At 64.7% G+C, this 24,312-nt stretch carries 27 protein-coding genes; 11 read left to right on the top strand and 16 right to left on the bottom strand.

From position 1 onward, the window contains the following. The first annotated feature begins 138 nt into the window (after nucleotides 1-138). The gene (locus IQ16_RS11680; protein ID WP_018641546.1) at nucleotides 139-1,242 is read left to right on the top strand and encodes an NAD(P)/FAD-dependent oxidoreductase; all 1,104 of its coding nucleotides are present in this window, start codon (nucleotides 139-141) and stop codon (nucleotides 1,240-1,242) included. A gap of 113 nt (nucleotides 1,243-1,355) precedes the next feature. On the opposite strand, the gene IQ16_RS11675 is transcribed toward IQ16_RS11680, so the two are convergent. Further along, nucleotides 1,356-1,535, bottom strand: a complete 180-nt coding sequence (locus IQ16_RS11675; RefSeq protein ID WP_025034152.1) for a YdcH family protein — start codon at nucleotides 1,533-1,535, stop codon at nucleotides 1,356-1,358. Between the two features lie 328 nt (nucleotides 1,536-1,863). Here IQ16_RS11675 and IQ16_RS11670 point away from each other — a divergent pair, with 328 nt between their 5' ends. From IQ16_RS11670 to IQ16_RS11660, 3 genes are all read left to right on the top strand, one after another. Then, the gene (locus IQ16_RS11670) at nucleotides 1,864-2,070 is read left to right on the top strand and encodes a YdcH family protein (RefSeq protein ID WP_018641547.1); all 207 of its coding nucleotides are present in this window, start codon (nucleotides 1,864-1,866) and stop codon (nucleotides 2,068-2,070) included. Nucleotides 2,071-2,226: 156 nt separating this feature from the next. After that, the gene (locus IQ16_RS11665) at nucleotides 2,227-2,445 is read left to right on the top strand and encodes a hypothetical protein (protein WP_018641548.1); all 219 of its coding nucleotides are present in this window, start codon (nucleotides 2,227-2,229) and stop codon (nucleotides 2,443-2,445) included. A gap of 22 nt (nucleotides 2,446-2,467) precedes the next feature. Continuing rightward, nucleotides 2,468-2,719: a hypothetical protein gene (locus IQ16_RS11660; RefSeq protein ID WP_018641549.1), complete on the top strand. Its 252-nt coding sequence runs from the start codon at nucleotides 2,468-2,470 to the stop codon at nucleotides 2,717-2,719. A gap of 60 nt (nucleotides 2,720-2,779) precedes the next feature. Here the strand turns inward: IQ16_RS11660 and IQ16_RS11655 are convergent, their stop codons facing one another. Then, complete coding sequence (locus IQ16_RS11655) at nucleotides 2,780-3,481, bottom strand: GGDEF domain-containing protein (RefSeq protein WP_167526320.1); 702 nt, start codon at nucleotides 3,479-3,481, stop codon at nucleotides 2,780-2,782. 142 nt (nucleotides 3,482-3,623) lie between these two features. Here IQ16_RS11655 and purE point away from each other — a divergent pair, with 142 nt between their 5' ends. Both purE and IQ16_RS11645 read left to right on the top strand, forming a co-directional pair. Further along, entirely contained in the window at nucleotides 3,624-4,112 is a 489-nt protein-coding gene (gene purE, locus IQ16_RS11650; RefSeq protein ID WP_018641551.1) for a 5-(carboxyamino)imidazole ribonucleotide mutase, read from the top strand. Further along, nucleotides 4,109-5,215, top strand: coding sequence for a 5-(carboxyamino)imidazole ribonucleotide synthase (locus tag IQ16_RS11645; RefSeq protein ID WP_018641552.1), 1,107 nt, complete (start codon nucleotides 4,109-4,111; stop codon nucleotides 5,213-5,215). Before purE ends, IQ16_RS11645 begins: the two co-directional genes overlap by 4 nt. A 37-nt stretch (nucleotides 5,216-5,252) precedes the next feature. Here the strand turns inward: IQ16_RS11645 and aqpZ are convergent, their stop codons facing one another. Further along, a complete protein-coding gene (gene aqpZ / locus IQ16_RS11640) occupies nucleotides 5,253-5,975 on the bottom strand; it encodes an aquaporin Z (RefSeq protein ID WP_018641553.1) in 723 nt (240 codons plus the stop codon). Nucleotides 5,976-6,236: 261 nt separating this feature from the next. On the opposite strand from aqpZ, the gene rpsU reads away from it, so the two are divergent. Beyond that, the gene (gene rpsU, locus IQ16_RS11635; protein ID WP_008546194.1) at nucleotides 6,237-6,533 is read left to right on the top strand and encodes a 30S ribosomal protein S21; all 297 of its coding nucleotides are present in this window, start codon (nucleotides 6,237-6,239) and stop codon (nucleotides 6,531-6,533) included. Between the two features lie 126 nt (nucleotides 6,534-6,659). Next, nucleotides 6,660-7,310: a tetratricopeptide repeat protein gene (locus IQ16_RS11630; RefSeq protein WP_018641554.1), complete on the top strand. Its 651-nt coding sequence runs from the start codon at nucleotides 6,660-6,662 to the stop codon at nucleotides 7,308-7,310. 21 nt (nucleotides 7,311-7,331) lie between these two features. Here IQ16_RS11630 and IQ16_RS11625 read toward each other — a convergent pair whose 3' ends face one another. From IQ16_RS11625 to IQ16_RS11570, 13 genes are all read right to left on the bottom strand, one after another. After that, on the bottom strand, nucleotides 7,332-8,243 hold the full coding sequence (locus IQ16_RS11625) for a hypothetical protein (RefSeq protein ID WP_018641555.1): 912 nt from the start codon (nucleotides 8,241-8,243) through the stop codon (nucleotides 7,332-7,334). 89 nt (nucleotides 8,244-8,332) lie between these two features. After that, a complete protein-coding gene (locus IQ16_RS11620; protein WP_018641556.1) occupies nucleotides 8,333-8,617 on the bottom strand; it encodes a cupin domain-containing protein in 285 nt (94 codons plus the stop codon). Nucleotides 8,618-8,644: 27 nt separating this feature from the next. Continuing rightward, nucleotides 8,645-9,742 carry a calcium:cation antiporter gene (locus IQ16_RS11615; RefSeq protein WP_018641557.1) on the bottom strand — a complete coding sequence of 366 codons (1,098 nt, stop codon included), beginning with the start codon at nucleotides 9,740-9,742 and terminating at the stop codon, nucleotides 8,645-8,647. Between the two features lie 49 nt (nucleotides 9,743-9,791). Further along, nucleotides 9,792-11,192: a sodium:proton antiporter gene (locus IQ16_RS11610; protein WP_080648020.1), complete on the bottom strand. Its 1,401-nt coding sequence runs from the start codon at nucleotides 11,190-11,192 to the stop codon at nucleotides 9,792-9,794. Nucleotides 11,193-11,223: 31 nt separating this feature from the next. Then, complete coding sequence (locus IQ16_RS11605; protein ID WP_026311773.1) at nucleotides 11,224-12,021, bottom strand: alpha/beta hydrolase; 798 nt, start codon at nucleotides 12,019-12,021, stop codon at nucleotides 11,224-11,226. 29 nt (nucleotides 12,022-12,050) lie between these two features. Next, nucleotides 12,051-12,221 (bottom strand): hypothetical protein, encoded by a 171-nt coding sequence (locus IQ16_RS45580; protein WP_018641560.1) that lies wholly within the window; start codon nucleotides 12,219-12,221, stop codon nucleotides 12,051-12,053. 13 nt (nucleotides 12,222-12,234) lie between these two features. Next, complete coding sequence (locus IQ16_RS11600; protein ID WP_018641561.1) at nucleotides 12,235-13,632, bottom strand: NAD(P)(+) transhydrogenase (Re/Si-specific) subunit beta; 1,398 nt, start codon at nucleotides 13,630-13,632, stop codon at nucleotides 12,235-12,237. A 39-nt stretch (nucleotides 13,633-13,671) separates the two neighbouring features. Further along, complete coding sequence (locus IQ16_RS11595; RefSeq protein ID WP_014492434.1) at nucleotides 13,672-13,989, bottom strand: proton-translocating transhydrogenase family protein; 318 nt, start codon at nucleotides 13,987-13,989, stop codon at nucleotides 13,672-13,674. Nucleotides 13,990-14,000: 11 nt separating this feature from the next. Next, the gene (locus IQ16_RS11590) at nucleotides 14,001-15,128 is read right to left on the bottom strand and encodes a Re/Si-specific NAD(P)(+) transhydrogenase subunit alpha (RefSeq protein WP_026311774.1); all 1,128 of its coding nucleotides are present in this window, start codon (nucleotides 15,126-15,128) and stop codon (nucleotides 14,001-14,003) included. 137 nt (nucleotides 15,129-15,265) lie between these two features. Further along, the gene (locus IQ16_RS11585; RefSeq protein WP_008136857.1) at nucleotides 15,266-15,418 is read right to left on the bottom strand and encodes an aa3-type cytochrome c oxidase subunit IV; all 153 of its coding nucleotides are present in this window, start codon (nucleotides 15,416-15,418) and stop codon (nucleotides 15,266-15,268) included. A 97-nt stretch (nucleotides 15,419-15,515) separates the two neighbouring features. Further along, nucleotides 15,516-15,911, bottom strand: a complete 396-nt coding sequence (locus IQ16_RS11580) for a type II toxin-antitoxin system death-on-curing family toxin (RefSeq protein WP_018641563.1) — start codon at nucleotides 15,909-15,911, stop codon at nucleotides 15,516-15,518. 12 nt (nucleotides 15,912-15,923) lie between these two features. After that, a complete protein-coding gene (locus IQ16_RS11575; protein ID WP_018641564.1) occupies nucleotides 15,924-16,148 on the bottom strand; it encodes an AbrB/MazE/SpoVT family DNA-binding domain-containing protein in 225 nt (74 codons plus the stop codon). A 93-nt stretch (nucleotides 16,149-16,241) separates the two neighbouring features. Continuing rightward, on the bottom strand, nucleotides 16,242-18,149 hold the full coding sequence (locus IQ16_RS11570) for a M3 family oligoendopeptidase (RefSeq protein WP_018641565.1): 1,908 nt from the start codon (nucleotides 18,147-18,149) through the stop codon (nucleotides 16,242-16,244). 127 nt (nucleotides 18,150-18,276) lie between these two features. On the opposite strand from IQ16_RS11570, the gene IQ16_RS11565 reads away from it, so the two are divergent. The 3 genes from IQ16_RS11565 (at nucleotide 18,277) to IQ16_RS11555 (ending at nucleotide 24,207) form a co-directional block, all read left to right on the top strand. Further along, complete coding sequence (locus IQ16_RS11565) at nucleotides 18,277-19,773, top strand: sigma-54-dependent transcriptional regulator (RefSeq protein ID WP_018641566.1); 1,497 nt, start codon at nucleotides 18,277-18,279, stop codon at nucleotides 19,771-19,773. Between the two features lie 347 nt (nucleotides 19,774-20,120). After that, a complete protein-coding gene (locus IQ16_RS11560) occupies nucleotides 20,121-22,313 on the top strand; it encodes a L,D-transpeptidase family protein (protein WP_018641567.1) in 2,193 nt (730 codons plus the stop codon). 271 nt (nucleotides 22,314-22,584) lie between these two features. After that, entirely contained in the window at nucleotides 22,585-24,207 is a 1,623-nt protein-coding gene (locus tag IQ16_RS11555; protein WP_018641568.1) for a peptidoglycan L,D-endopeptidase MepK, read from the top strand. The last annotated feature ends 105 nt before the right edge of the window (nucleotides 24,208-24,312 follow it).

The following is a 24,312-nucleotide window of genomic DNA, read 5'->3' as shown; positions in this document are numbered from 1 at the left end:
TACGTGCAACAGAAAAATGTGACGCCAAATACGGCAATTGCCCTGACATGATAAATGCTTCCTTAACGGAAAACGGCCCCAAGCCCTCGTTCTCAGGTCCAATTCCACCGGCGCTTCCAGCGAACGTCCTGCACAACCATGGATAAGGTCGACTGCATCGTCATCGGAGCCGGCGTCGTCGGGCTTGCGGTGGCCCGGAGGCTTGCGCAGGCCGGGCGCGAGGTCATCGTGCTCGAGGAAGCCGAGGCCATCGGCACCATCACCTCCTCGCGCAACAGCGAGGTGATCCATGCCGGCATCTACTACCGCGCCGGAAGCTGGATGGCCCGGATGTGCGTCAGCGGCAAGCACGCGCTCTACCGCTACTGCGGCGAGCGCGGCATCCCCCACAAGAACTGCGGCAAGCTGATCGTAGCGACCAACGCGAAGGAAACCGAGAAGCTGCAATCGATCAAGGCGCACGCCGAGGCCAATGGCGTGCTCGACATGCAGCTGCTCACGGGAGAGGCCGCACGCGCGCTGGAGCCTGCGCTGGCCTGTGACGCCGCGCTGCTCTCACCCTCGACCGGCATCATCGACAGCCACGCCTACATGCTCTCGCTGCGCGGCGAGGCCGAGGAGGCCGGCGCGGCCTTCGCGTTTCACACGCCGCTGCTCCGCGCCAAGGCGGCGGCCGGCGTGATCGAAGTCGAGGCCGGCGGCGAGGCGCCGATGACGCTGCAATGCAGCCTCCTCGTCAACGCTGCGGGACTCTCGGCAACGACGGTCGCACGCAACATCGAGGGCATGCCGCTGGACCGGATTCCGCCGGCCTATCTCGCCAAGGGAAACTACTTCAGCTGCAGCGCCAGGGCGCCGTTCTCGCGCCTGATCTATCCGGTGCCCGAGCCCGGCGGGTTAGGCGTGCATTTGACGCTGGATATGGCAGGGCAGGCGCGTTTCGGTCCTGATGTCGAGTGGATCGAGACGATCAACTACGAGGTCGACCCGTCACGTGCCGAGCGCTTCTATCCGGCGATCCGCAAGTACTGGCCGACGCTGCCCGACGGCGCGTTGATGCCGAGCTATTCGGGCATCCGTCCGAAGATCGTGCCACCGGCGGTCGCCACGCAGGATTTTTTGATGCAGGGGCCGCGCGATCATGGCGTCGCAGGCCTGATCAACCTGTTCGGCATCGAATCGCCGGGACTGACGTCCTCGCTCGCGATCGCCGATCACGTTGCCGAGCTCGCAGAGATCTAGGCCACGCGCAACGATGATTGCGCGAGGTCTCGCACCTTGCAGCAGGGATGAGCGCAAAGGCTCTCATCCCTGCGTGAAAGGGTACGATCAACTCAACACTGTTACGGGGGTTACTAGTGGAGCGTATCGCCTTGCTTCAGACGCTCGATCTGGTCCTTGACCATCAACTTCCGGCGCTTCAACTCAACAATTTGCAGGTCGTCTGTTGAAAGGTGCACGAGAGCTTCGTGCAATTCGTTTTCGAGAAGTTTGTGTTTCCGCTCCAATTCAACAAGATGTGCCTGAATTGTCATTCGAAACCTCCTCGGTAGGGTTGAACCTCAGGATTCGATCCGGACGGCGAAGTCTACATCACCGATTCGTTCTGTCGATGGGTATCCGTCGTCGCTCCGTCATTTTTGAAAATTCATATGTAATAAGGCGTGAGTACGGAACCGCGCGGGAAAAATCCATGATATCAATGCGCTTGCGCAGTGCCGCAGCGAACCGTTGAAATATCTTGCGGGAGATCGGTGCGCGACGGCCCGAGATCGCTTGCGGTCCCGCCGCGCAAGGACGATAATTTCCACAGGGCATCCACAGCCCAGATCACACGCCTATCGGTTTTCGGCCACCGCAGACATGACCCATGAAGACGAGCGTGAGCTCGAAGCCGAGCTCACCCGGTTGCAGCAGGAACACCGAGATCTCGATGCCGCGATCGATGCACTGCATCAATCGCCTGCCCCCGACCTATTGCGGTTACAGCGGCTGAAGAAGCGCAAGCTGTTGTTGCGCGACCGCATCGCGTTCATCGAAGACCAGATCACCCCCGACATCATCGCCTGATCGCGTCTCGCGCTGTCGTGACGCCTCACCGCGCCTGAATCAGCTTGACTCAAAAAGAACAAAATAGGAACATTTCTCAGACCGACGCCCCCAGGAAACGCCCAAGGGAAACCTCCGAGGGAAACGCCCCGAGGAAAACTCACGAGGACAGCGCAGATGCCGGCACCCGCCCTTTTGGACAACAGCCACTATGAACAGGCCTGCGATCAGGCGATCGCGATGTGCGACGGCAATCTGCGCAGCACCATCAAGGCGCTGATCATGGCCAACGAATATCTGGAGGCGGAGCTCGAAGAATTGCAAGCGGCAATTTCCGCCGGCTGCATTCCCGAGACCACGCGCAGCAAGGTGCGGAGCAAGAGCAGCGCCGCTTAACTTTCAACATTGGAGCAACGCCATGTCGGATGTGACCTATTACGTTGCAATGCCCTTTTTGATCGATGCCGACGGATCACCGGTCGCAGGCGCGGCTGAGGAGTGTCAGTCCTCGTCGGCAGCACTGCGGCGCGCCGAGATTCTGGCGCGCGGTGCCGGCCATATCGGCGCGGTCGCCTTCAGCCGCAGCGGCGATCCCATGACCGGCGAATTCGGCGACGCGACGCTGCTGCGCAAATTCGGCAACGTGCCGGAAGATCTCGCCACGCTGTAAGAGTAATTGTTTGAGCATGATTTTTTCGGAAAACCGCTTCACACTTTTCCGGATCATGCTCTAGCTGCTGATGAGCCTGATCCGCGGCTCGTGTCGGCGACGCGCCTTGCGCACGTACATGGCGGCATCGGCCTCCTCCAGGGCGCGGCCTGCATCGGAATGCGGACCGAGCAAGGCTATTCCTGCGGAGGCGCCCGCGGTCACGTGCTGCCCGCGGAAGTCGAAGGACAGATCGTCGATCGCCTGCTCGAAGGTCGCGGCCTTCGCCTTGGCATCGGTCTCATTGAGATTCCACAACAGCAGCGCGAACTCGTCGCCACCGAGCCGGCCGACCACGTCGGAGGCGCGGACCTGCCGCGTCAGCGTCGCGACGATCGCCTCGAGCACCACGTCGCCGGCGGCATGGCCGTAGGAATCGTTGATCGGCTTCAGCCGGTCGACATCGAGCACGATCAGCGCGCCGCTGGCGCGATACCGCTTCATGTAGGCAATGGCGCGCGTGAGCTCGCGCTCGAAGCCGCGCCGGTTGGGAATCTCGAGCAGGAAGTCGGTGTCGGCGGCCGCCTCGAGTTCCGAGACCCGCAGCAGGGCCGCCTTGAGCTTGCCCCTGAGGTTTCGGATGGTCGCTTTGCTGTCATCGGCAGCCGGCGCTCTGCGCGAGGCCAGCCTGGCCGGGCGATTCGAGACGGCTTTGGATCGGCCGGCGCTGGTCTTCCGGCCCTTTTTGGCCTTCGCAGCGCTCGCCCTTTTTGGTTTCTTCATGGGCATCCTGCTCAATGAAGGCTTGCGGGGATTCACCAAGACAGGATAGTGCATTCCCTTCTCCTTGCCACCGCCTTGCGAGCCGCCGGCCGGAACCGTTAATCTGGCCTATGTTTCTCTTTTCCCGAGCACAATTGACGTCATGACCGCGCCGATCGCCATCATCATGGGAAGCCAGTCGGATTGGGACACGATGCGGCATGCCGCCGAGACGCTCGACGCGCTCGGCGTCGCCGCCGAGACCCGCATCGTTTCGGCCCACCGTACTCCCGACCGGCTGTTTGCCTTCGCCAAGGGCGCCAAGGCGGCAGGTTACAAGGTCATCATCGCCGGCGCCGGCGGCGCTGCGCATCTGCCGGGCATGGCGGCGGCGCTGACGGAACTGCCGGTGTTCGGCGTTCCCGTCGAATCGAAGACACTCAAGGGCCTCGATTCGCTTTATTCGATCGTGCAGATGCCCGCGGGCGTCCCGGTCGGCACCCTCGCCATCGGCAAGGCCGGCGCGATCAACGCGGCGCTGCTTGCGGCCGCCGTGCTGGCATTGTCCGACCCGGCCCTGTCCGGCCGCCTCGCCGCCTGGCGCAAGGCGCAGACCGACGCGGTTGCCGAGCGTCCGGAGGACAAGGCGTGACTGACGCAAAGCAGGTGAAGCTGAAGCCCGGCGACACCATCGGAATCCTCGGCGGCGGACAATTGGGGCGGATGCTGGCGATGGCTGCGGCGCGGCTCGGCCTGCGCTGCCAGGTGTTCTCGCCCGATCCGGATTCGCCGGCCTTCGACGTCGTGCTGAACGCGACTTGCGCCGAATTTGCCGACGTCGAAGCGCTGGAGCTGTTCGCCCACGACGTCGACGTCATCACCTACGAATTCGAGAACGTGCCGGCGGCCGCCGCGATGGTGCTGGACGCACGCCGCCCGGTGCTGCCCAATCGCCGGATCCTCGAGACCACCCAGGACCGGCTCGCCGAGAAGGATTTTGTGACGAAACTCGGCATCGGCACTGCGGCCTATGCTGACGTCACCTCCGTCACCTCGCTGCGCGAGGCGATCCTGAGGATCGGCCTCCCGGCGGTGCTGAAGACCCGCCGCTTCGGCTATGACGGCAAGGGCCAGGCCATCATCCGCGACGGCGACGACATCGCCAAGGTGTGGACCAGTCTCGCCACCAAATCGGCGATCCTGGAAGCCTTCATCCCGTACGAGCGCGAGATCTCCGTGATCGCCGCGCGCTCGGCCACAGGTGAGGTCGAGTGTTTCGACGTGACCGAGAACGAGCACCGCGACCACATCCTGAAAATATCGCGCGCGCCCGCACCGATCCCGGACGCGCTCGCGGACGAGGCGCGCAACGTCGCGAGCAAGATCGCGACTGCGCTCGACTATGTCGGCGTGCTGGCGGTGGAGATGTTCGTGCTTGCCAACGGCACCGGCCCGAAGGTGCTGGTCAACGAGATCGCCCCGCGCGTGCACAATTCCGGGCACTGGACGCTGGACGGCGCCTCGGTCTCGCAGTTCGAGCAGCACATCCGCGCCATTGCCGGCTGGCCGCTCGGCAAGCCGGTGCGCCACGGCGAGATCGTCACCATGACCAATCTGATCGGCGACGAGATCAACGACTACGACAAATGGCTGACCGTCCCGGGCGCCACGGTGCACATCTACGGCAAGGGCACGCCGCGCCCCGGCCGCAAGATGGGCCACGTCACCGAAGTCCGGCCCGCCAAGGAGAAGTGAGCGGGACTGCAGCAGAGGCTGCAATCCCGCTTGGCGATCACGCCGTCTTCACGCCCGCGACGACGCCGGTGGGCTCTTCGCTGAGCCAGCGATAGATCACCCCGCCGAGCGCACCGCCGATCAGCGGCGCAACCCAGAACAGCCAGAGCTGCGCCAGCGCCCAGCCGCCGACGAACAGCGCAGGGCCGGTGCTGCGCGCCGGGTTCACCGACGTGTTGGTGACGGGAATGCTGACGAGATGGATCATCACCAGCGCGAGCCCGATCGCGAGCGGCGCGAAGCCCGCAGGTGCCCTTCCGTGCGTGGCGCCCATGATGATGAACAGGAACATCATCGTCATCACGACCTCGGTGAGGAAGCAGACCATCATGCTGTACTGACCGGGCGAATGGGCATCGTAGCCATTGGACGCGAAGCCCTTGGTGACGTCGAAGCCCGGGGCGCCGCTGGCGATCACATAGAGCAGCGCAGCTGCAACGATCGCACCGACGACCTGCGCGACGATGTAGGGCAGGATCTGTCCGGTTGGAAACCGGCCGCCCGCTGCAAGACCGACCGTGACCGCCGGATTGAGATGGCAGCCCGAGATGTGGCCGATGGCGTAAGCCATGGTGACCACGCTCAGGCCGAACGCCAGGGACACACCGACCAGACCGATTCCGACCTGCGGGAAGCCGGCCGCGATCACCGCGCTGCCACAACCTGCGAATGTGAGCCAGAAGGTGCCGATGGCTTCGGCAGCATATTTTTTCATATCCATTGTCGTCCCCTGATTTCAAAGATTCCGGAACAAAGCTCCGGTCGCGGCCCCGCCAAGGGCGTCAAACCGCCCAAATCAGGGCCGCGCAGGGCCATTTTCGCCTCATTTAATGGCTGAACTTGGCCCGAAAGACCTCTTGGCAGGTGGACATCTCAGGTTTTGTCTGATACATCCGCGCGCTCAAGGTTAAGGGCGTCGGGCTTTTTGCCATCCCCTTTGACTTACCAGAATTCAAATCCGATCCACTGAAGAGGATGCCGCGTGCAGGTTCTCGTTCGCGATAACAATGTTGATCAAGCCCTCAAGGCGCTGAAGAAGAAGATGCAGCGCGAGGGGATTTTCCGCGAGATGAAGCTCCGCGGTCACTACGAAAAGCCCTCCGAGAAGAAGGCCCGCGAAAAGGCCGAGGCTGTGCGCCGCGCGCGCAAGCTGGCCCGCAAGAAGCTGCAGCGCGAAGGCCTGCTGCCGATGAAGCCGAAGCCGGTGTTCGGCGCCGGCCCCGGCGGCGACCGTGGTGGTCGTGGCGGCCCGGGTGCAGGTCCGCGCGGACCGCGCTGATCTTTCGGGATTTACCAGACTTCAGTTTTCGATGACGCGGGCCCAGAGCCCGCGTTATTATTTTGTAGCGGTGCCTTTCTGGGACGGGGCACTTACCGATGCGGCACCAGCGCGAGCGAACCGTAGATGGCCTCCCCTCTCCCCGAGCGCCGCTTGGCGCGACGACGCCTGATCTTGCGCCAGCCGCTCGCGCTGACTTTGATGGGAATTGCGCTCTGCGGCTGCTCCTTCGACCTGGGATCCTTGATGCCGGAGAAGGAGAAGCCGCAGGAGGCGCCGAAGGCGGCGGCGACCGCCGAGAGCGCGGTCAGCGCCGGCAACGTCACCGAAGCCCAGGCCCATACGGCAAAGGCCCAGTCCCTCGCCAAGTCAGGCGAGACCGCGGCCGCGCTCGACGAGTTCAACCGCGCCGTGGGGCTCGATCCCTACAACGCACAGGCGCTCTATGGCCGCGCGCTGATCTACCAGGGCAACAACCAGCACGATTTCGCAATCGCCGATTTCAGCGCGGCAAGTGGGCTCAACCCGCAAAAGGCCGAGCCGCTGCTCGGCCGCGCCATCAGCTATCTCGCGCTCGGCAAGGTCAAGGAGGCCACGGCCGACCTTGATGAAGCCTCCGAGGCCGATCCGCACAATGCCCAGGTCTGGACCGCGCGCGGACAGGCCTATGAGCGGCTCGGCGACAGGGCCAAGGCGGCGGCGTCCTACAACAAGGCCGTTGCCCTGCGGCCACGCGACGATGCCGCCCGCAGCGGCCTCGCCCGCGTCGGCGGCTGACAGCGGGGTGAAGCCGCCGGCTTAATCGGGAGTGGAGCTCTTCGGCAGGACGGAGTGGAACATCGACTTCATGCCCGACAGCATCTCGTCCGCGACGTTGGTCTTCTTCGGCCGAGGCATGGTCGCGCCGGCATCGGCACGCAGGTCGAGCGGCGGTGCGATCACCGGAACGGGAATGTCAGCCGGCGGCGAGATCCGATTCGGGTCGTCGTTGCCGACCGAGGCCGTGTAGGACGGCGGCGAACCGGCATTGCCATACGACTCCGGTGAGGGCGTAGACACCGTGATCGGCGGCGGCAGCGGACGGACCGCGGACGGCTCCGTCGTGACGACACGCGGGGCCTCGGGGACGCGGGTGGCTTCGCGCACCGCGGGCTCAGGGGTCCGCTCGACCGGCTTGGTCTCGGCAGCTTTGGCTTCGGCAGCCTTGGCTTCGGCAGCCTTGCCCTCAGGCGACTTGCGAAGACGCTCGATGGCGGCACGCGCCAGATCGTTGGCGTCGGGGGCCGCAGCCGGGGACGCAGCGGCCGGCGCGGAATTGGCCTCCACCACCGGGGTGGTGGCTGTCGGGGTCGACTTCGCGGCCGCCTTCTCGCGCGCCGGGCGGCCATGCGAGGCGGTCTCGGCGGGAGCTGTGTCCGCAGCCTTGGTCTCGGGCTTGTCGGCAGCCTTCGCGGCCGCAGCCTTGTCCGTCACACTCTTCTCGGAGACGCTCTTCTCGGAGACACCCTTGGCCTTGACGCCGGGCGCGGGAAGGTTGGCGGTATCCGTCGGCTTGGCGTCCTTGCCGGCCTCGGCAGGCGCAACGACGGCCGTGGGGGTATCCGCCGCCGGCTTGGCATTGATGTAGTGGTTAACGATGTAGGCCCCGATGATCGTCGCGAGCACCGAGGGGAAAATATCCATCGAGATTTTAGCGAGGTATTTCAGCATTTCTCGGCCACTCCCCGCGCGACCAGATGCGGGAACTTTGGGGCAATTGTAAGGGATCAACTGCGACGGATCGATGGCAAAGGGTAACCCTACGCCTTCAGCTCGATCTCAAGGAACACGATCTCAGTTGAGGTTTCGTTAAGTACGTCGTGCTGGACGCCGGCCTTGCGGAAGTAGGATTTTCCGGCGGCAAGCTGCGCCTTCGAGCGCTCGCCATTGGGCGCCACGATGGTCATTTCGCCGGCGACGACGGGAACAATCACATAGTCCATCCCGTGGGTGTGGTGCCCGGTCGCGCTGCCCGGGGCGAGCCGCCACTCGGTCACCCGGACCTCTTCGTTGTCGATCTGGACGTCGGACTTGGCGGCAAGCATCGGGAACCTTTCCTGGGACGGAGCACTTCAGGGCACGAAAACCATGAACACGTAGACGGCAAATACCACCATATGGACCAGGCCGAACAGGACATTGGTCCTGCCTGTGCCGAAGGTCAGCATGCTCAGGAAGAAGGTCAGCAGCAACAGCACGCTGCCCTGGGCGCTGAGGCCGAGCTCGAGCTCCTTGTCGAGCGCGTAGGTGGCGACACCGACGGCGGGGATGGTCAGGCCGATGGTCGCCAGGGACGAGCCGAGCGCGAGATTGATGCTCTTCTGGAGATCGTTCTTGCGGGCCGCCGCGATGGCCGCGACGCCCTCGGGCATGAGGATCAGCAGCGCGACCAGAAGGCCGGCGAAGGCCGGTGGCGCGCCGATCCTGGCGCCGACGGCATCGACCACCAGCGAGAATTTCTTGGCCAGCAGCACGACCGCCAGCAGCGAGACCAGGAGCAGCGCCACGGTGAGCGCGAGCGCTCCGACCGACAGGTGCACCGCACCACCCTCGCCCTCCGCCCGTTCATGAACGAAGTAATCCTTGTGCAGGACGGTCTGGGTGTAGAGGAACACCGCATAGAGCGCGAGCGTGACCACATCGACGAAGCCGAGCTGAACGCTCGAATAGACCGGCCCCGGCGTGGTGGTCGTATAGTTCGGCATGATCAGCGTGATGGTCGCGAGCGCGAACAGGACGCTGAGATAGACGTTGGCGCCGGAGAGCTGAAAGCCCTGCTCACGATAGCGCAGCCCGCCGATGAAGATGCAGAGCCCGACGAGGCCGTTGCAGACGATCATGACCACGGCGAACACGGTGTCGCGCGCCAGTTCCGGCGCCGGCTTTTCGCCCAGCATGATCGTGGTGATCAGCGCCACCTCGATGATGGTCACCGAGAGCGTCAGCACCAGCGTGCCGTAGGGTTCACCGACCCGTTCGGCGATCACTTCGGCATGATGGACGGCGGCGAACACCGTTCCGAACAGGATGACCAGGAGGACGACGGCGAAGCCGAGCCCGGCCAGCGACAGCGTGAAGACGTAATCCGTCACGCTGACGGCTACGAACAACAGCACGGCCAGCGCCGGGAAAATCCAGGCCGACCGGGGCATCGGATTATGCGCGCTCATCCACTGGCTCCAGTTGTGCAACCGAGCAGTAGCAAATCGGCAGTCAGATTCAATGCCAGTGCAGGATCGGCGCGACCGGCAGGACCGTCAGCAGCAGGAACAGCGGGATCAGCACCGCGCCAGCGCGCAGCAGATAGCCGAAGAAGCTCGGCATCTCGATGCCGTTCTCGTTGGCGATGCTGCTGACCATGAAGTTCGGCGCATTGCCGATATAGGTGAGCGCGCCCATGTAGACCGCGCCCATGGAGATGGAGGCGAGCGTGCCCGACAGGGCATGCATCAGCACTTGCGGGTCGCCGCCGGCCAGCTCGAAGAACAAGAGATAGGTCGGCGCATTGTCGAGGAATGCCGACATCAGCCCGGTGCACCAGAAATAGGCGACCTCGCGCGGCGTGCCGTCCGGCGCCGTGACCGCCGACAGCAGCCAGGCGAAGGCGCCGTGATGGCCGGCATCGAGCATGGCAATGACCGGAATGATGGCGACGAAGATGCCCGCGAACAGCTTTGCGACCTCGCGGATCGGCTCCCAGGTAAAGCCGTTGGCCTGCCTGTGCTCGTCCGGCGTCAGCCACACCGACAGCGCCGCAATCGCCAGCAGCGCCACGTTGCGGGCGAGGTCTTCCAGCTCCAGCTTCGTTCCGAGAACATCGAAGGCGATGCCGGGCTTCCACATCGCCGACACCAGCAGGCTGGCGACGATCGCCGCGATCAGCACCAGATTGACGAGGCCGCGGATCCGCACCGGCTTCCCAGGCCCCGCGTCGCTGAGTTGCGGCTCGCGCCTGAAACGCCAGACGTCGACGGCGACAAAGATCACGAGCAGCAGTCCGGCAACGATCATCGTCTGCAACCAGATGTTCCGCGTGGTCCAGAAGAAGTCGACGCCGTGCAGGAAGCCGACGAACAGCGGGGGATCGCCGAGCGGGGTCAGCGCGCCGCCGACGTTGGCCACCAGGATGATGAAGAAGATGACGACATGAGCATTGCGGCGCCGCGGCCGGTTGGCGCGGATCAAGGGACGGATCAGGATCATCGCCGCCCCGGTGGTGCCGACGACGCTCGCCATCAGCGTACCGAGCGCGAGGATGCCGGTATTCGCCGCCGGCGTGCCCTTGATGTCGCCCGTGATGAGGATGCCGCCGGCCACGACATAGAGCGAGAACAGCAGCACGATGAAACCGAGATATTCGGCAAGCATGGCGTGAACCAGCGCGGCCAACGTCGCCATGCTTCCAGCAAAGAGCACGAGCGAGCCGAGCGCGAGCAGCGACCAGATCGCGGCGATCTTGCCGTAGTGATGGTGCCAGAATTTTGCGAACAGCAGCGGCCCGAGCGCGATCGACAGCAACAGGCCGGCAAAGGGCAGCGCATAGGGCCAGCGCATCGCCGCGCCGTCGATCCCCATTGCCGCCCACGCGGGCTGCGGCAACAGCGCGAGAGGCGCGGCCATGACCACGCAGCCCCGCCAGGTCGCAAACCGTCTAGGGAGCAATGAAGCGCCTCGCTGTCTCGATGGCGCCGAACGCATCGAGATTGTCGTGTCCGCCGCCCGCAAAGCGAACGAACTGCTTCGGTTCATGCGCGAGCGCGAACAGACGCTCCCCGAACACCATCGAAATGGCAAGGTCATTGGTGCCATGCATGACCAAGAGCGGCACCGTGACGCGCGCGATGCGCTCGTCGGAGCGAAACTGATCGCGCATCAGGAGGCGGACCGGAACGAAGCGGAACGCCGCGGCGGCCACGTCGACGGTCGAAGTGTACGGCGCCTCCAGGATCAATTTGCCGACGGGATGTTCGGAGGCGATGGCAACCGCAACGCCCGTCCCCAGCGAGAAGCCCCATGCGACGATTTGGTCCGCGGCATAGCGCGCGGTGGTGAAGGCGTAGGCGGAAGCGGCATCGCGCAGCAGTCCCTCTTCGCTCGGCGCCCCGCTAGAGCCGGCATAGCCGCGATAGGACAGCGCGACGAGACCGGTGCCGTCGGCCGTCATCGCCTTGAAGCGATCGATGCGGCCGGCGAGGTAATCACCATTGCCCGGAAAGAACAGGATCACGGGACGGCCGGGCCTCGCCGGCACGTGCCAGACGATGACCTTCTCGCCATCGGACGTGGTCAGGACATGCTCTTCCGCCTCTGGCAGACCAGCGGCTTCGGGCGCGGTGCGGCCGACCGGCGGGATCGGAAACAGCATCTCGCGCTGGCGGACATACAGCATGACGAGACCGGCAAGATAGACGGTCACGAGCAGGATGAGGGTCCATTTGACGATGGTCATCATGTGCGCGAGCCGGCCCCCGATCCAGACTAGGGCTTGCGATGGCTCCGCAGCAATTTCATGACGTCGGCGCGGATGCTGGCGGGAACGTCGCGGCAGCCGCACGCCGCCTTGTGGGCGGCGTGCCAGGCGATGCGCTGCTCGCGCGTTGCCTTGGGCGGCATGCGATGGGACCGGTGCCATTCCTTGTTGATGGCCACGGTCCCTCCCGCATTACATCGCCTTGACGATGTTCTCGGTGACCTTCTTGGCGTCGCCGAGCAGCATCATGGTGTTGTCGCGGTAGAACAGCGGATTGTCGATGCCGGCATAGCCCGACGCCAGCGAGCGCTTGATGAACATCACCGTGCCGGCCTTCCAGACCTGCAGCACCGGCATGCCGTAGATCGGCGAGGTCTTGTCCTCTTCGGCGGCCGGGTTGGTGACGTCGTTGGCGCCGATCACGAAGGCGATGTCGGCCTGCGCGAACTCCGAGTTGATGTCCTCGAGCTCGAACACCTCGTCATAGGGCACGTTGGCTTCGGCGAGCAGCACGTTCATGTGGCCGGGCATGCGGCCCGCGACCGGGTGGATGGCGTACTTCACCTCGACGCCTTCCTTCTTCAGGATGTCGGCCATCTCGCGCAGCGCGTGCTGGGCCTGCGCCACCGCCATGCCGTAGCCGGGCACGATGATGACCTTGGAGGCGTTCTTCATGATGAAGGCGGCATCGTCCGCCGAGCCGAGCTTGGCAGGCTTCTGCTCGCCCGTGCCGCCGCCGGCCGCAGCGGTCTCACCGCCAAAGCCGCCAAGGATGACCGAGATGAAGGACCGGTTCATCGCGTGGCACATGATGTAGGACAGGATCGCGCCCGACGAGCCGACCAGCGCGCCGGTGATGATCAGCGCCGAGTTGCCCAGCGTGAAGCCGATGCCGGCCGCGGCCCAGCCCGAATAGGAGTTCAGCATCGAGATCACGACCGGCATGTCGGCGCCGCCGATCGGGATGATCATGAGCACGCCGAGCGCCAGCGCCAGGATGACGATCATCCAGAAGTCGAACGCGCCGCCGGTGAGCACGAGCCGGACGATGAAGAACACCAGCGCCAATGCGAGCGCGATGTTGATGCCGTGGCGGAACGGCAGGATGATCGGTGCGCCGCTCATGCGTGCGGACAGCTTCAGGAACGCGATGACCGAGCCGGTGAAGGTCAGCGCGCCGATGGCGACGCCGAGCGACATCTCGACCAGGCTCTGCGGATGAATATTGCCCGGCGTACCGATGTCGAAAGCCTCGGGCGCGTAGAACGCGCCGGCGGCGACCAGCACCGCGGCCATGCCGACCAGCGAGTGGAAGGCCGCGACGAGCTCCGGCATCGAGGTCATCGGCACGCGCCGCGCGATCACCGCGCCGATCGCAGCGCCGATCGTGATGCCGACGATCACCAGCACCCAGGCGAGACCGTCTGCCGGCGGATGGTTAGCTAGCGTCGTGGCGACCGCGATCGCCATGCCGATCATGCCGAACAGATTGCCCTGGCGCGACGAAGCCGGGCTCGACAACCCGCGCAGCGACAGGATGAACAGCACTCCCGCCACGAGATACAGAAATGCAGAGAGGTTGGCGCTCATCTCAGGTCCCCATTGATCCCATCAGCCCGAGGTGGCCGCTTACTTCGACTTCTTCTTGTACATCGCCAGCATGCGCTGGGTGACAAGGAAGCCGCCGAAGATGTTGATGCAGGCAAAGATCAGCGCAACGAAGCCGAAGGCGCGCGCCCAACCCGAGCCGCTCGAAACATTGGCGACACCGCCCGCAAGCAGCGCGCCGACCACGATCACCGAGGAAATCGCATTGGTCACGCTCATCAGCGGCGTGTGTAGCGCGGGCGTCACCGACCACACCACGAAATAGCCGACGAAGACGGCGAGAACGAAGATCGACAGCCGGAAGATGAAGGGGTCGACGACCTGTGCAGCATGCTCCATGGCGGCTCTCCTTAAACCTTCGGCTGGAAGTTCGGGTGGACGACGGCGCCGTCTTTGGTCAGCGCGGTGGCCTTGACCAGCTCGTCGTCCCAGTTCACGGCGAGCTTCTTCTCCGTCTTGTCGACCATGGTCTCGATGAAGGAGAACAGATTGCGTGCGTAGAGGCTGGAGGCCGAGGCAGCGACGCGGCCGGCGACGTTGGTGTAGCCGACGATCTTGATGCCATCGAGGTCGACGACCTCACCGGCCTTGGCGCCTTCGACATTGCCGCCGCGCTCGACGGCGAGATCGACCAGCACCGAACCCGGCTTCATCGACTTGACCATGTCGGCGCTGACGAGCTTCGGCGCCGGCCGGCCCGGGATCAGCGCCGTGGTGATCACGATGTCCTGCTTCTTGATGTGCTCGGCGGTCAGCGCAGCCTGCTTGGCCTGGTACTCCTTGGACATTTCCTTGGCGTAGCCACCGGCGGTCTGCGCGTTCTTGAACTCCTCGTCCTCGACCGCGAGGAACTTTGCGCCGAGCGACTCGACCTGTTCCTTTGTTGCGGGCCGGACGTCGGTCGCGGTCACCACGGCGCCGAGGCGGCGCGCGGTCGCGATCGCCTGGAGGCCGGCAACGCCGACGCCCATCACGAATACCTTGGCGGCGGGCACGGTGCCGGCCGCGGTCATCATCATGGGAAAGGCGCGGCCGAAGGCCTCGGCGCCCTCGATCACAGCGCGGTAGCCGGCGAGGTTAGCCTGCGAGGACAGCACGTCCATCACCTGCGCACGGGTGATGCGCGGCATCAGTTCCATCGCGAAGGCGGAGACGCCGGCATCGGCCATCGTCTTCAACGCAGCCTCGTTGCCGTAGGGGTCCATGATGGCGATGACGAGTGCGCCGCGCTTGTACTGCGCAAGCTCGGAGGCCTCGGGGCGCTTCACCTTGATGATGATGTCGGCGTCCTTGAGCGCGTCGGCGCTGACGGTGGCACCCACGGCGGTGAATTCGGAATCCGGCAGGCCCGACTTGATGCCGGCACCTGGCTCAACGGCGATCTCGGCGCCCAGCGCCTTGAACTTCTTCACCGTATCAGGCGAAGCGGCGACACGCGGCTCCGACGGATCGATTTCCTTGGCAACGGCGATCTTCATAGGCCCTCCGGCGACGCGGGACAAAGCGCGCACGCGAACTTAGCGTCACTCCCGCAACGTTGGATACCGGTTTTGGCACCGGCTTGAATGCAAATTTTATGAGCACCGACGACGCTGGCGGTGCACCAGGCGATGGATCAGGTGAGGAAAATCGCCATCAGGATCACGATGAGCGCGACCGAGGCCGTGCCGTACTTCACCAGCTTGATGAAGCCCTCATAGGTCTGCTCGTGGGCAACGTAGTCGTTGCCGTCGGCAGTGGTGTACGCCACTTCGCTATGGTCAGCCATGGATTGTCCCCAGTCGAAAGTCGAATTCTCGGGCTGGGATACCTTAAACCTTTGGGCAGGGCAACGGCACAGCTGCGCAGTTTTCCCGCAAATCGGCTCATTTGGAATCCCAATTGTCGCGGATCCAGCGCGTGAGGCTCTGCTCGCTGACTTCGCCGGCGGCGAGAGAGAGGATGATGGTTGTCGCTTCCGCCGGATCGGGACTGAACGCCACGCCGTTCTTGTGCAGAAAGATCATCATCGCCATGAAGGCAATGCGCTTGTTTCCGTCGACGAATGCGTGATTTTTCGCGAGGCCGAATGCGTATGCCGCAGCGAGCTCGTCCATCGGCGCCTGCTCATAGCGCCATTTGTTGACCGGCCGCTCCAGCGCCGAGCGCAGCATGCCCTCGTCGCGCAGTCCCGGCGCCCCGCCAAAACGGCGAAGTTGCCGGCCATGAATTGCGACGGCCTGCTCGTAGGTGATCCAGAGCGGCTCCTGAAGATCGCTCATGCGCGCAGCCGGCTATTTTGCAAGCGCGGCGAGCGTGTCGCGATACTTGTCCATCACCTCGTCGGCGATTTCCATCGTCCGCTCGAAGTCGGGGTCGTAAGGCAGCAGCTGGAAACCACCGCCGGGTAATTCCACGATGTGCAATTGCTGCCCGCGCTTGAGATCGAGCCGCTGCATCAATTCACGAGGCAGCAGCAAACCATCGGAATTGCCGATCTTCTTGATCTCAATTTTCATGGTCTTGGCTCCAGTGCGTTATACATATGTATAACATCGCCGGAGACTTGGTTCAACAGATGTTTTACGGCCGCGAGAAGGCGCCCGGGCGCCTCAGCCCATCGCCTCCAGCTCGTCGATCATGCCGGCGATAACCGAGAGACCACCGTCCCAAAACTTGGGATCCTTGGCATCGAGCCCGAACGGCCGCAGCAATTCGGAATAGTGCTTGGTGCCGCCGGCGGCGAGCATGTCGAGATAGCGCTCGGCAAAGCCTTCGGCCGCGTTCTCGTAGACGGCGTAGAGCGAGTTCACGAGGCAATCGCCGAAGGCATAGGCGTAGACGTAGAACGGCGAATGGATGAAGTGCGGGATGTACATCCAGTAGTTCTCGTAGCCGGCCTTGATCTCGATTGCGGGCCCGAGAGATTCGCCCTGCACCGACAGCCAGATCTCGCCGAGCCGCGTCGCGGTGAGCTCGCCGTTCTTGCGCTCGGTGTGGACCGCGCGCTCGAAGGAATAGAACGCGATCTGCCGCACCACGGTGTTGATCATGTCCTCGACCTTGCCGGCGAGCATCGCCTGACGCTGTTTTGCGCTTTTGGTCTGGGCCAGCAGCCGCTTGAAGGTGAGCATCTCGCCGAACACGCTCGCGGTCTCCGCCAGCGTCAGCGGCGTCGGTGCCATCAGCGCGCCGTTCTTCGCCGCCAGAACCTGGTGCACGCCGTGGCCGAGCTCATGGGCGAGCGTCATCACGTCGCGCGGCTTGCCCTGGTAGTTCATCAGCACGTAGGGGTGCGCCGATGGCGTGGTCGGATGCGAGAACGCGCCCGGCACCTTGCCCGGACGCACCGGCGCATCGATCCAGCGATCGGTGAAGAAGCGCTCGGCGATGTCGGCCATTTTAGGCGAGAAGCCCCGATAGGCCGTCAACACCATGTTGCGCGCATCGGGCCAGCCGATGACGTCGGTCGCGGCAAAGGGCAGCGGCGCGTTGCGATCCCAATAGGCCAGCCGCTTCTTGCCGAACCATTTCGCCTTCAGCGCGTAATAGCGATGCGACAGCTTTGGATAGGCGGCGCGGACCGAGGCGACCAGCGCATCCACCACTTCGCGCTCGACGCGGTTGTTCAGATGGCGGGAATCCGCGACGTCCTTGAAACCGCGCCAGCGGTCGGAGATGTCCTTGTCCTTGGCGAGCGTGTTGGTGATCAGCGCGAAGGTGCGCTCGTTGGCCTTGAAGGTTTTTGCCAGCGCTTCGGCCGCTGCCTTGCGCTTGGCGCCGTCGCGGTCCTGCAGGAAATTGAGCGTCGGCTCGATTGCCAGTTCTTTCGCACCGACCTTGAAACGCAGGCTGGAGATGGTCTGGTCGAACAGGCGGTTGAAGGCGGAATAGCCGGTCTGCGCCTTCTCCAGGAAGAGCTGTTCGAGCTTGTCGTCGAGCTGATACGGCTTCTCCTTGCGCAGATCCTCGATCCACGGACGGTAATACGCGAGCTCCGGAGCCTGCATCGCGCGGGTCAAAATATCGTCATCGATGCGGTTGAGCTCGAGCGCGAAGAACAGAAGATGCGTCGACGCCGCCGTCAGGCGTTCGGACACATCGCCGTAAAACTTTGAAATCTTGGGATCAACGCTGTCGCCGGCATGGACCAGACCAGCATAGGAGCCGAGACGGCCGGCGAGATCGTCGATCGCCTCATAGCGCCGCACGGCTCCCGCGAGCCATTTTCCGCCATCTTCGTTTGCTGTCCCTGTCGCGAGCTTGCCCTTGTAGTCGGTCTCGAACGCGACGCAATCGGCATCCATCTTCTCGAGATCGCGCGCCACTTCCGGTGCATCGATCCCGGAATAAAGATCGGCGAGGTTCCACTCCGGAAGCTTGCCGGTCTTGCTCGCAGCTTTGGAGGACTTGACCTTGGCGGCAGATTTCTTGGTGCTTGGCTTGCGGAGAGCGGGCTTGCTGGAGGCAGACTTCTTGGGAGCGGGCTTTTTGAGAGCGGGCTTGGAGCGCGAATTCATTGTGTGGGAAACCTGTGTTCAACAAGCGCGACGGCGGGCGGGGACTTCAAGGTTTAAGAGTGCGTTAATCGGCTTCGGCCAGAGTGCCCCGATTCGAGACAGATAGTAGTAGCGTGCGGGGAACACCATGGCTGCCTGTATTTTGATCGCCGACGATGACGCTGTAGCCCGCCGGCTGGTCGAGAACATGGTGCAGAAATGCGGCTATGAAACGGTCGTCGTGGAGTCCGGCGACGCCGCGATTGCCGCCCTCACCGCCCCCGACGCGCCCGCCATCGACGGCGTCATCCTCGATCTCGTGATGCCCGGCCTCGACGGCTTGGGCGTGCTGGCGAAGATCCGCGAAGCGGGCCTCTCCGTACCCGTCATCGTACAGACCGCCCATGGCGGCATCGACAATGTGATCTCGGCGATGCGCGCAGGCGCCGCCGATTTCGTGGTCAAGCCGGTCGGCTTGGAGCGGCTCCAGGTCAGCTTGCGCAACGCGCTCAACACCTCCGCGCTCAAAGGCGAATTGCAGCGCATCCGTCACAGCCGCGAAGGACGGCTGACCTTCTCCGACATCATCACCCGCGCCGAGGCGATGGCACCCGTCATGCGCGCGGCGCAGAAGGCGGCGAATTCCTCGATCCCCGTGCTGATCGAAGGCGAGTCCGGCGTCGGCAAGGAGATGTTCGCGCGCGCCATCCATGGCAGCGGCGAGCGCAAGGCAAAGCCCTTCGTCGCGGTCAATTGCGGCGCAATCCCCGACAACCTCGTCGAGTCCATCCTGTTCGGCCACGAGAAGGGTGCCTTCACCGGCGCCACCGAACGCCACACCGGCAAGTTCGTCGAGGCCCATGGCGGCACGCTGTTCCTGGACGAGGTCAGCGAGCTGCCGCTGACCGCTCAGGTCAAGCTGTTGCGCGCACTCCAGGAAGGCGCGGTCGAGGCGGTCGGCGGCCGCAAGCCGGTCAAGGTCGACGTCCGCATCGTCTCGGCGACCAACCGCAAGCTGCTGGAGCGGGTGAAGCAGGGCCACTTCCGCGAAGACCTGTTCTATCGCCTGCACGTGCTGCCGCTGACGGTCCCCTCGCTGCGCGCCCGGCGCGAGGACGTCCCGCATCTGCTGCGGCATTTCCTGGCGCGCTTTGCCGCCGAGGAGAACCGTCCCATCACCGGCATCAGCGGCGAGGCCGTGGCACATCTCGCCCAGCTCGACTGGCCCGGCAACATCCGCCAGCTCGAGAACGCGGTCTACCGCGCCGTGGTGATGAGCGACGGCGACCAGCTCGGCCTCGCCGACTTCCCCCTGCTCACCACCCAGCCGCATGGCGCAACGGACATCCCGACCGCTCCGCTGATACTAGAGCCGATCGCCGCGCCCTCGGTGGTGTCGGGTAGTGAAATACCAATCGCGCCGCTTCCCCTGGCGGGAAACCTGTCGATGCTCACGCCGACCGGCGACGTCCGCCCGCTGGAGGACATGGAGAGCGAGATCATCCGCTTTGCGATCTCGCACTATCGCGGACAGATGTCGGAAGTCGCCCGCCGCCTCAAAATCGGCCGGTCCACCCTTTACCGGAAACTCGACGAAGCCGGGGTTCCCGGCCATGGCGGGAAAAGCGGTGAGGAGACGCACTGAGCCTCATGCGAACGCACGTTCGCGCGAGGCTGGGAAGCGACCGCAAGCCGTTGAATTACGGCAAAATTCGACTGTGGCTTGAACCGTGACTTGGAAGTGACAGACAGAGGGAAAAGCGCGCGCGGCAAGCGCACAATCCGTTGCCAAGAGGCTCCCTTGAAGTCAGTTTGTCGTGAGTTGTCCCGGGTAGCGCTGGCTGCAAAATCGGGGCCTGTATATCGTCTGGCGTAGGGAATCGTTGCGTGCAGGCGTGCGACTTTCGAGAGGCCGGCGCGATTAGCCGAAACTCAATTAGGCGATAACGAAGCTGTTCCACGAGGGACAGTTCACCCGAGGGGTGTGACACAATGCGTGACTGTTTGAACCACCGTGCAGGCTTTGACCGTGTCTTGATGACGGTCGCGGCAACCTTCCTCACGGTGTCGGCCGGCTCGGCGCTGGCGCAGGATCAGGCGCGCAGCAGCGCGGCCGAGCTCGCGATCGAAGCCGCGATCCCGCGCCCCGAGCCCGCCAACGTTCCGCCCCCGACCGCTTCCGACATCAAACTCGACACCACCGCCACCGTGCAGGATCCGGCGAAGGAAACTGTCAAGGAGCCCGTCAAGGCGGACGCCGCGCCCGCGCCCGACAAGGTCGAGACCAAGCCGTCCGATGTCGCCACCACGCCCGCGCCGGAGGCACCGAAGAGCGAGACGGCGAAGACTGAGCCGGCAAAGACTGAACCCGCCAAGGCTGACACCGCGACCGCCCCGCCGGCCGCGCCCGCGGCGCCTGCCACTGCGGCGGCTCCGGCCGCCGAGCCGGTCAAGGCTGCCAGCAACGTTCCCGCCGCCGACCAGCCGGTCGCCGACAAGCTCAAGGACATCATCGGCGCCAAGACCTCGCGCCATTTCGACCGCAAGAACGAGCGCGCGGCGATCGAGAAGTTTTATGGCGCCCGCGACTTCGCGCCGGTGTGGACACAAGGCGGCAGCCTGACTGCTGCGGCCAAGGGCGTGATCGCACGGCTCAAGGATGCGGCCTCCGACGGTCTCAATCCCGCCGACTATCCGGTGCCGGATTTCGCCGCCGCCACGACGCCCGACGCGCTCGCCGACGCCGAGCTCAAGCTCACCGCCAGCATGTTCGACTATGCGCGCCAGGCGCAGAGCGGCCGCATGCACTGGTCCCAGGTCAGCGGCGACATCCTCTATCCCGAGCATCCGGTCGACCCGAGCGAGGTGCTCGCCAAGGTCACGACCGCGACTGACGCGTCCGCGGCGCTCGACAGCTACAACCCGCCCCACAAGCTCTACAAGGAGCTGAAGGCCAAGCTCGCGGAGCTTCGCGGCCAGGGCAGCGGCCCGGCGATCGAGATCGCCGACGGTCCGGCGCTGAAGTACACCCCGGCCGGCAAGAAGCAGGCGGAAATCGTCGTGGACGATCCGCGCGTGCCGCAGCTGCGCGCCAAGCTCGGGATCACCGAGAACGCCAGCGACACCCGCTATGACGCTGCGGTTGCCGAAGCCGTGCGCAAATTCCAGAACGGCGCCGAGATGAAGCCGACCGGCATCCTCGACGACAAGACGGTCAAGGCGCTCAACACCCCCAAGCGCGACAAGCAGATCGACACCGTGCTGGTGAACATGGAGCGCTGGCGTTGGCTGCCGCGCGACCTCGGCGTGCCCGCGCTGGGCGATGCCTATGTCATCCTCAACATTCCCGACTACACGCTGAAGGTGATGCAGCGCGGCCAGCAGGTCTGGACCACCCGCGTCGTCACCGGCAAGCCCGGCCAGCACGCCACCCCGCTGCTGACCGAGACGATGAAGTACATCACGGTCAACCCGACCTGGAACGTGCCTCCGTCGATCGTCTACAACGAATACCTGCCGGCGCTTCAGCAGGATCCGACCGTCCTCCAGCGCATGGGCCTCAAGCTCGAGCAGAACCGCGACGGCTCGGTGCACATCTCGCAGCCGCCCGGTGAAGCCAACGCGCTCGGCCGCATCCGCTTCAACTTCCCGAACAAGTTCCTGGTCTATCAGCACGACACGCCGGACAAGAACCTGTTCGCCCGGGACGACCGCGCCTTCAGCCATGGCTGCATGCGCGTGCAGAACCCGGATCAGTACGCCTCCGTGCTGCTCAACATCGCGATGCCGAACGAGAAGTACACGCCCGAGCGCGTGCGCAGCATGTACGGCAAGAGCGAGATCGACCTGAAATTCCCCACCCCGATCCCGGTCAACATCACCTACCAGACCGCGTTCGTGGACGACGCCGGCAAGCTGCAATTGCGCAAGGACGTCTATGGCCGCGACGCGACCATGCTCAACATCCTGAAGAACGGCCGCGGCAAGGATCTCGAGAACGTCGTCGCGCACTCGCAGCCGAGCTATTCGCGCCCGGCGACCACCCTGCCCTCGGGCGTTGCGGTGGCCAACAATGGCGGCGGCTTCGGCTCGTCCGGCCCGAACTTCTTCGAGCGGCTGTTCGGAGCGCCGACCCCGCCGCCGGCTCCGGTCGGCCGCCGGCCGCAGCGGGTGTTCACCCGCTGAGGCCCGCCGGCGCCTCATTTCCTGAAATTCTGCAATGAAATCAGCGCCCTCATCCCCAGGATGGGGGCGCTTAACGTTAACCATTCTCCGACCTGCCCTCAGGCAACGGGCGTTTTTTTGCCACAGTCAACCGTTTAGGATTGTAGCCTGACTTGGTTTGGGGGCGGGAAGGTCAACCTCGAATTAACCTTCTTGCTTTAAGAAAGCGTTCACCCTCTTTCGCGCGCTAACGGGGTTGGCGGGAGAGTCCATTTGAACGCTCGTCGACTGGGTGGGCTCATACGTGCTGACTGGTCTTGCACGCCAACTTGCTGTGCTGTCGTTGTCCCATGCGGGAGTGAAGGTCGGATCCAGGATCGGCCTCGCTTCCGTATTGCTGCTGGCTGCCGCCGGCTCGGTCCATAACGCCGCCGCGCTGAACGAGACCAAGACCCTCACCTTCCACCACACCCATTCCGGCGAAGACCTCAGCGTCACCTTCAAGCGCGACGGGCGCTATGACGAAGCCGCGCTGAAGCAGCTCAACCATTTCCTGCGCGACTGGCGCACTCAGGACGAGACGGTCATGGACCGTCACCTCTTCGACATCCTCTGGGAAGTCTACCGCGACGTCGACGGCAAGCAGCCGATCCAGATCATCTCCTCCTACCGCTCCCCCGCCACCAACGCCATGCTCCGCCGCCGCTCCTCGGGCGTGGCGCGCTTCAGCCAGCACATGCTGGGCCATGCGATGGACTTCTACATCCCGGGCGTACCGCTGGAGCAGATCCGCTTCGCCGGCCTGCGCCTGCAGCGCGGCGGCGTCGGCTTCTACCCGACCTCCGGCTCGCCCTTCGTGCATCTGGACACCGGCAGCATCCGGCACTGGCCGCGCATGACGCATGACCAGCTCGCACGCGTGTTCCCGGACGGAAAGACGGTGCATCTACCGACCGACGGCACACCGCTGAAGGGTTATGAGCTCGCCAAGGCCGAGATCGAGCGTCGCGGCAGCGGCGATGACGGCGCCAGCAAGCCGAACTTCTTCGCCGCCCTGTTCAAGAGCAAGTCGGCGCCGGCGGCCAGCAGCAGCGACGAGGATGACGAGGGCGCACCGGCCCCGGCCGCGAAGTCGTCCGGGCCGACCGTGGTCGCCGCCGCAGCCAAGCCGGCCGACCCGGTCCCGACCCCGCGCGCCAAGCCGCAGGTCGCAGCCACCCTCCAGCTCGCCTCGGCCGATGCGCAGCTCGTCGCGCCGCCCAAGCCGAAGCCCGCGCCCGTGGCTGACAAGCCCGCCGCCAAATCTGCCGAGGCCAAGCCGGAGACCCCGGCCGACATCATCAATGCCCGCGGCTTCTGGGATGCCCCCGCCACGCCGCAGCAGGCGACGCCGGCGCAGGTCGCGGCGCTGAAGGCCCGCCAGGCGCTTGCCTCCGCGAGCGATCCGCAACAAACCGCGAGCGTGTCCAGCGCAACGCTTCAGGCACTGGCTTACGCGCCTGCCGCCTCCCCGGTCGATCGCAGCAACGTGGTCGCCGCCTCCGCGCCGATCCCGCGCTCTGCCCGTTCCGGCGCGCGCGGCGCGGCACCCGCGACCGAGATCAACAGTGTGGTCGGCAAGAGCGTCGACGGCATGGTCGCGACCGCGACCCGCCTGTCCGCGGCCAAGAACGAGAACATCTGGCTCAAGATCGTGATGCTGTCGCCGAGCGCCAGTCGTGCGATGTCGGTCACGCTGATGGGCGAGCTCGATACGGCGGCGCTGCGCGGCTATTTCGTCAAGCCGCAGACGGTGATCGCGATGGGCTTCACCGAGGACCCGATGCCGGGCCTGTCCTGCGACAGCTTCTCGGGCAGCGCGACCGCGAAGCTCGAGACGACGTCCTTCGTCATGCGCACCGCGGCGCTGCGCTAAAGGCGCAGAACGACCTCCACGAATTCAGTCTCGTAGCCCGGATGAGCGCAGCGACATCCGGGAAAACGGCGCGCGCTGAGACATCCCGGATATCGCTTCGCTCAT

The organism is Bradyrhizobium huanghuaihaiense (genome assembly GCF_007830635.1).
Taxonomy (GTDB): Bacteria; Pseudomonadota; Alphaproteobacteria; order Rhizobiales; family Xanthobacteraceae; genus Bradyrhizobium; species Bradyrhizobium huanghuaihaiense.
This window is presented reverse-complemented; position numbering and strand designations above follow the sequence as displayed.

Coding starts and splice junctions, on each gene's coding strand:
- IQ16_RS11680 (WP_018641546.1), top strand. CDS start 139: ATGGATAAGGTCGACTGCATCGTCATCGGAGCCGGCGTCGTCGGGCTT.
- IQ16_RS11675 (WP_025034152.1), bottom strand. CDS start 1,535: ATGACAATTCAGGCACATCTTGTTGAATTGGAGCGGAAACACAAACTT.
- IQ16_RS11670 (WP_018641547.1), top strand. CDS start 1,864: ATGACCCATGAAGACGAGCGTGAGCTCGAAGCCGAGCTCACCCGGTTG.
- IQ16_RS11665 (WP_018641548.1), top strand. CDS start 2,227: ATGCCGGCACCCGCCCTTTTGGACAACAGCCACTATGAACAGGCCTGC.
- IQ16_RS11660 (WP_018641549.1), top strand. CDS start 2,468: ATGTCGGATGTGACCTATTACGTTGCAATGCCCTTTTTGATCGATGCC.
- IQ16_RS11655 (WP_167526320.1), bottom strand. CDS start 3,481: ATGAAGAAACCAAAAAGGGCGAGCGCTGCGAAGGCCAAAAAGGGCCGG.
- purE (WP_018641551.1), top strand. CDS start 3,624: ATGACCGCGCCGATCGCCATCATCATGGGAAGCCAGTCGGATTGGGAC.
- aqpZ (WP_018641553.1), bottom strand. CDS start 5,975: ATGGATATGAAAAAATATGCTGCCGAAGCCATCGGCACCTTCTGGCTC.
- IQ16_RS11630 (WP_018641554.1), top strand. CDS start 6,660: ATGGCCTCCCCTCTCCCCGAGCGCCGCTTGGCGCGACGACGCCTGATC.
- IQ16_RS11625 (WP_018641555.1), bottom strand. CDS start 8,243: ATGCTGAAATACCTCGCTAAAATCTCGATGGATATTTTCCCCTCGGTG.
- IQ16_RS11620 (WP_018641556.1), bottom strand. CDS start 8,617: ATGCTTGCCGCCAAGTCCGACGTCCAGATCGACAACGAAGAGGTCCGG.
- IQ16_RS11615 (WP_018641557.1), bottom strand. CDS start 9,742: ATGAGCGCGCATAATCCGATGCCCCGGTCGGCCTGGATTTTCCCGGCG.
- IQ16_RS11610 (WP_080648020.1), bottom strand. CDS start 11,192: ATGGCCGCGCCTCTCGCGCTGTTGCCGCAGCCCGCGTGGGCGGCAATG.
- IQ16_RS11605 (WP_026311773.1), bottom strand. CDS start 12,021: ATGACCATCGTCAAATGGACCCTCATCCTGCTCGTGACCGTCTATCTT.
- IQ16_RS11600 (WP_018641561.1), bottom strand. CDS start 13,632: ATGAGCGCCAACCTCTCTGCATTTCTGTATCTCGTGGCGGGAGTGCTG.
- IQ16_RS11595 (WP_014492434.1), bottom strand. CDS start 13,989: ATGGAGCATGCTGCACAGGTCGTCGACCCCTTCATCTTCCGGCTGTCG.
- IQ16_RS11590 (WP_026311774.1), bottom strand. CDS start 15,128: ATGAAGATCGCCGTTGCCAAGGAAATCGATCCGTCGGAGCCGCGTGTC.
- IQ16_RS11585 (WP_008136857.1), bottom strand. CDS start 15,418: ATGGCTGACCATAGCGAAGTGGCGTACACCACTGCCGACGGCAACGAC.
- IQ16_RS11580 (WP_018641563.1), bottom strand. CDS start 15,911: ATGAGCGATCTTCAGGAGCCGCTCTGGATCACCTACGAGCAGGCCGTC.
- IQ16_RS11575 (WP_018641564.1), bottom strand. CDS start 16,148: ATGAAAATTGAGATCAAGAAGATCGGCAATTCCGATGGTTTGCTGCTG.
- IQ16_RS11570 (WP_018641565.1), bottom strand. CDS start 18,149: ATGAATTCGCGCTCCAAGCCCGCTCTCAAAAAGCCCGCTCCCAAGAAG.
- IQ16_RS11565 (WP_018641566.1), top strand. CDS start 18,277: ATGGCTGCCTGTATTTTGATCGCCGACGATGACGCTGTAGCCCGCCGG.
- IQ16_RS11560 (WP_018641567.1), top strand. CDS start 20,121: ATGCGTGACTGTTTGAACCACCGTGCAGGCTTTGACCGTGTCTTGATG.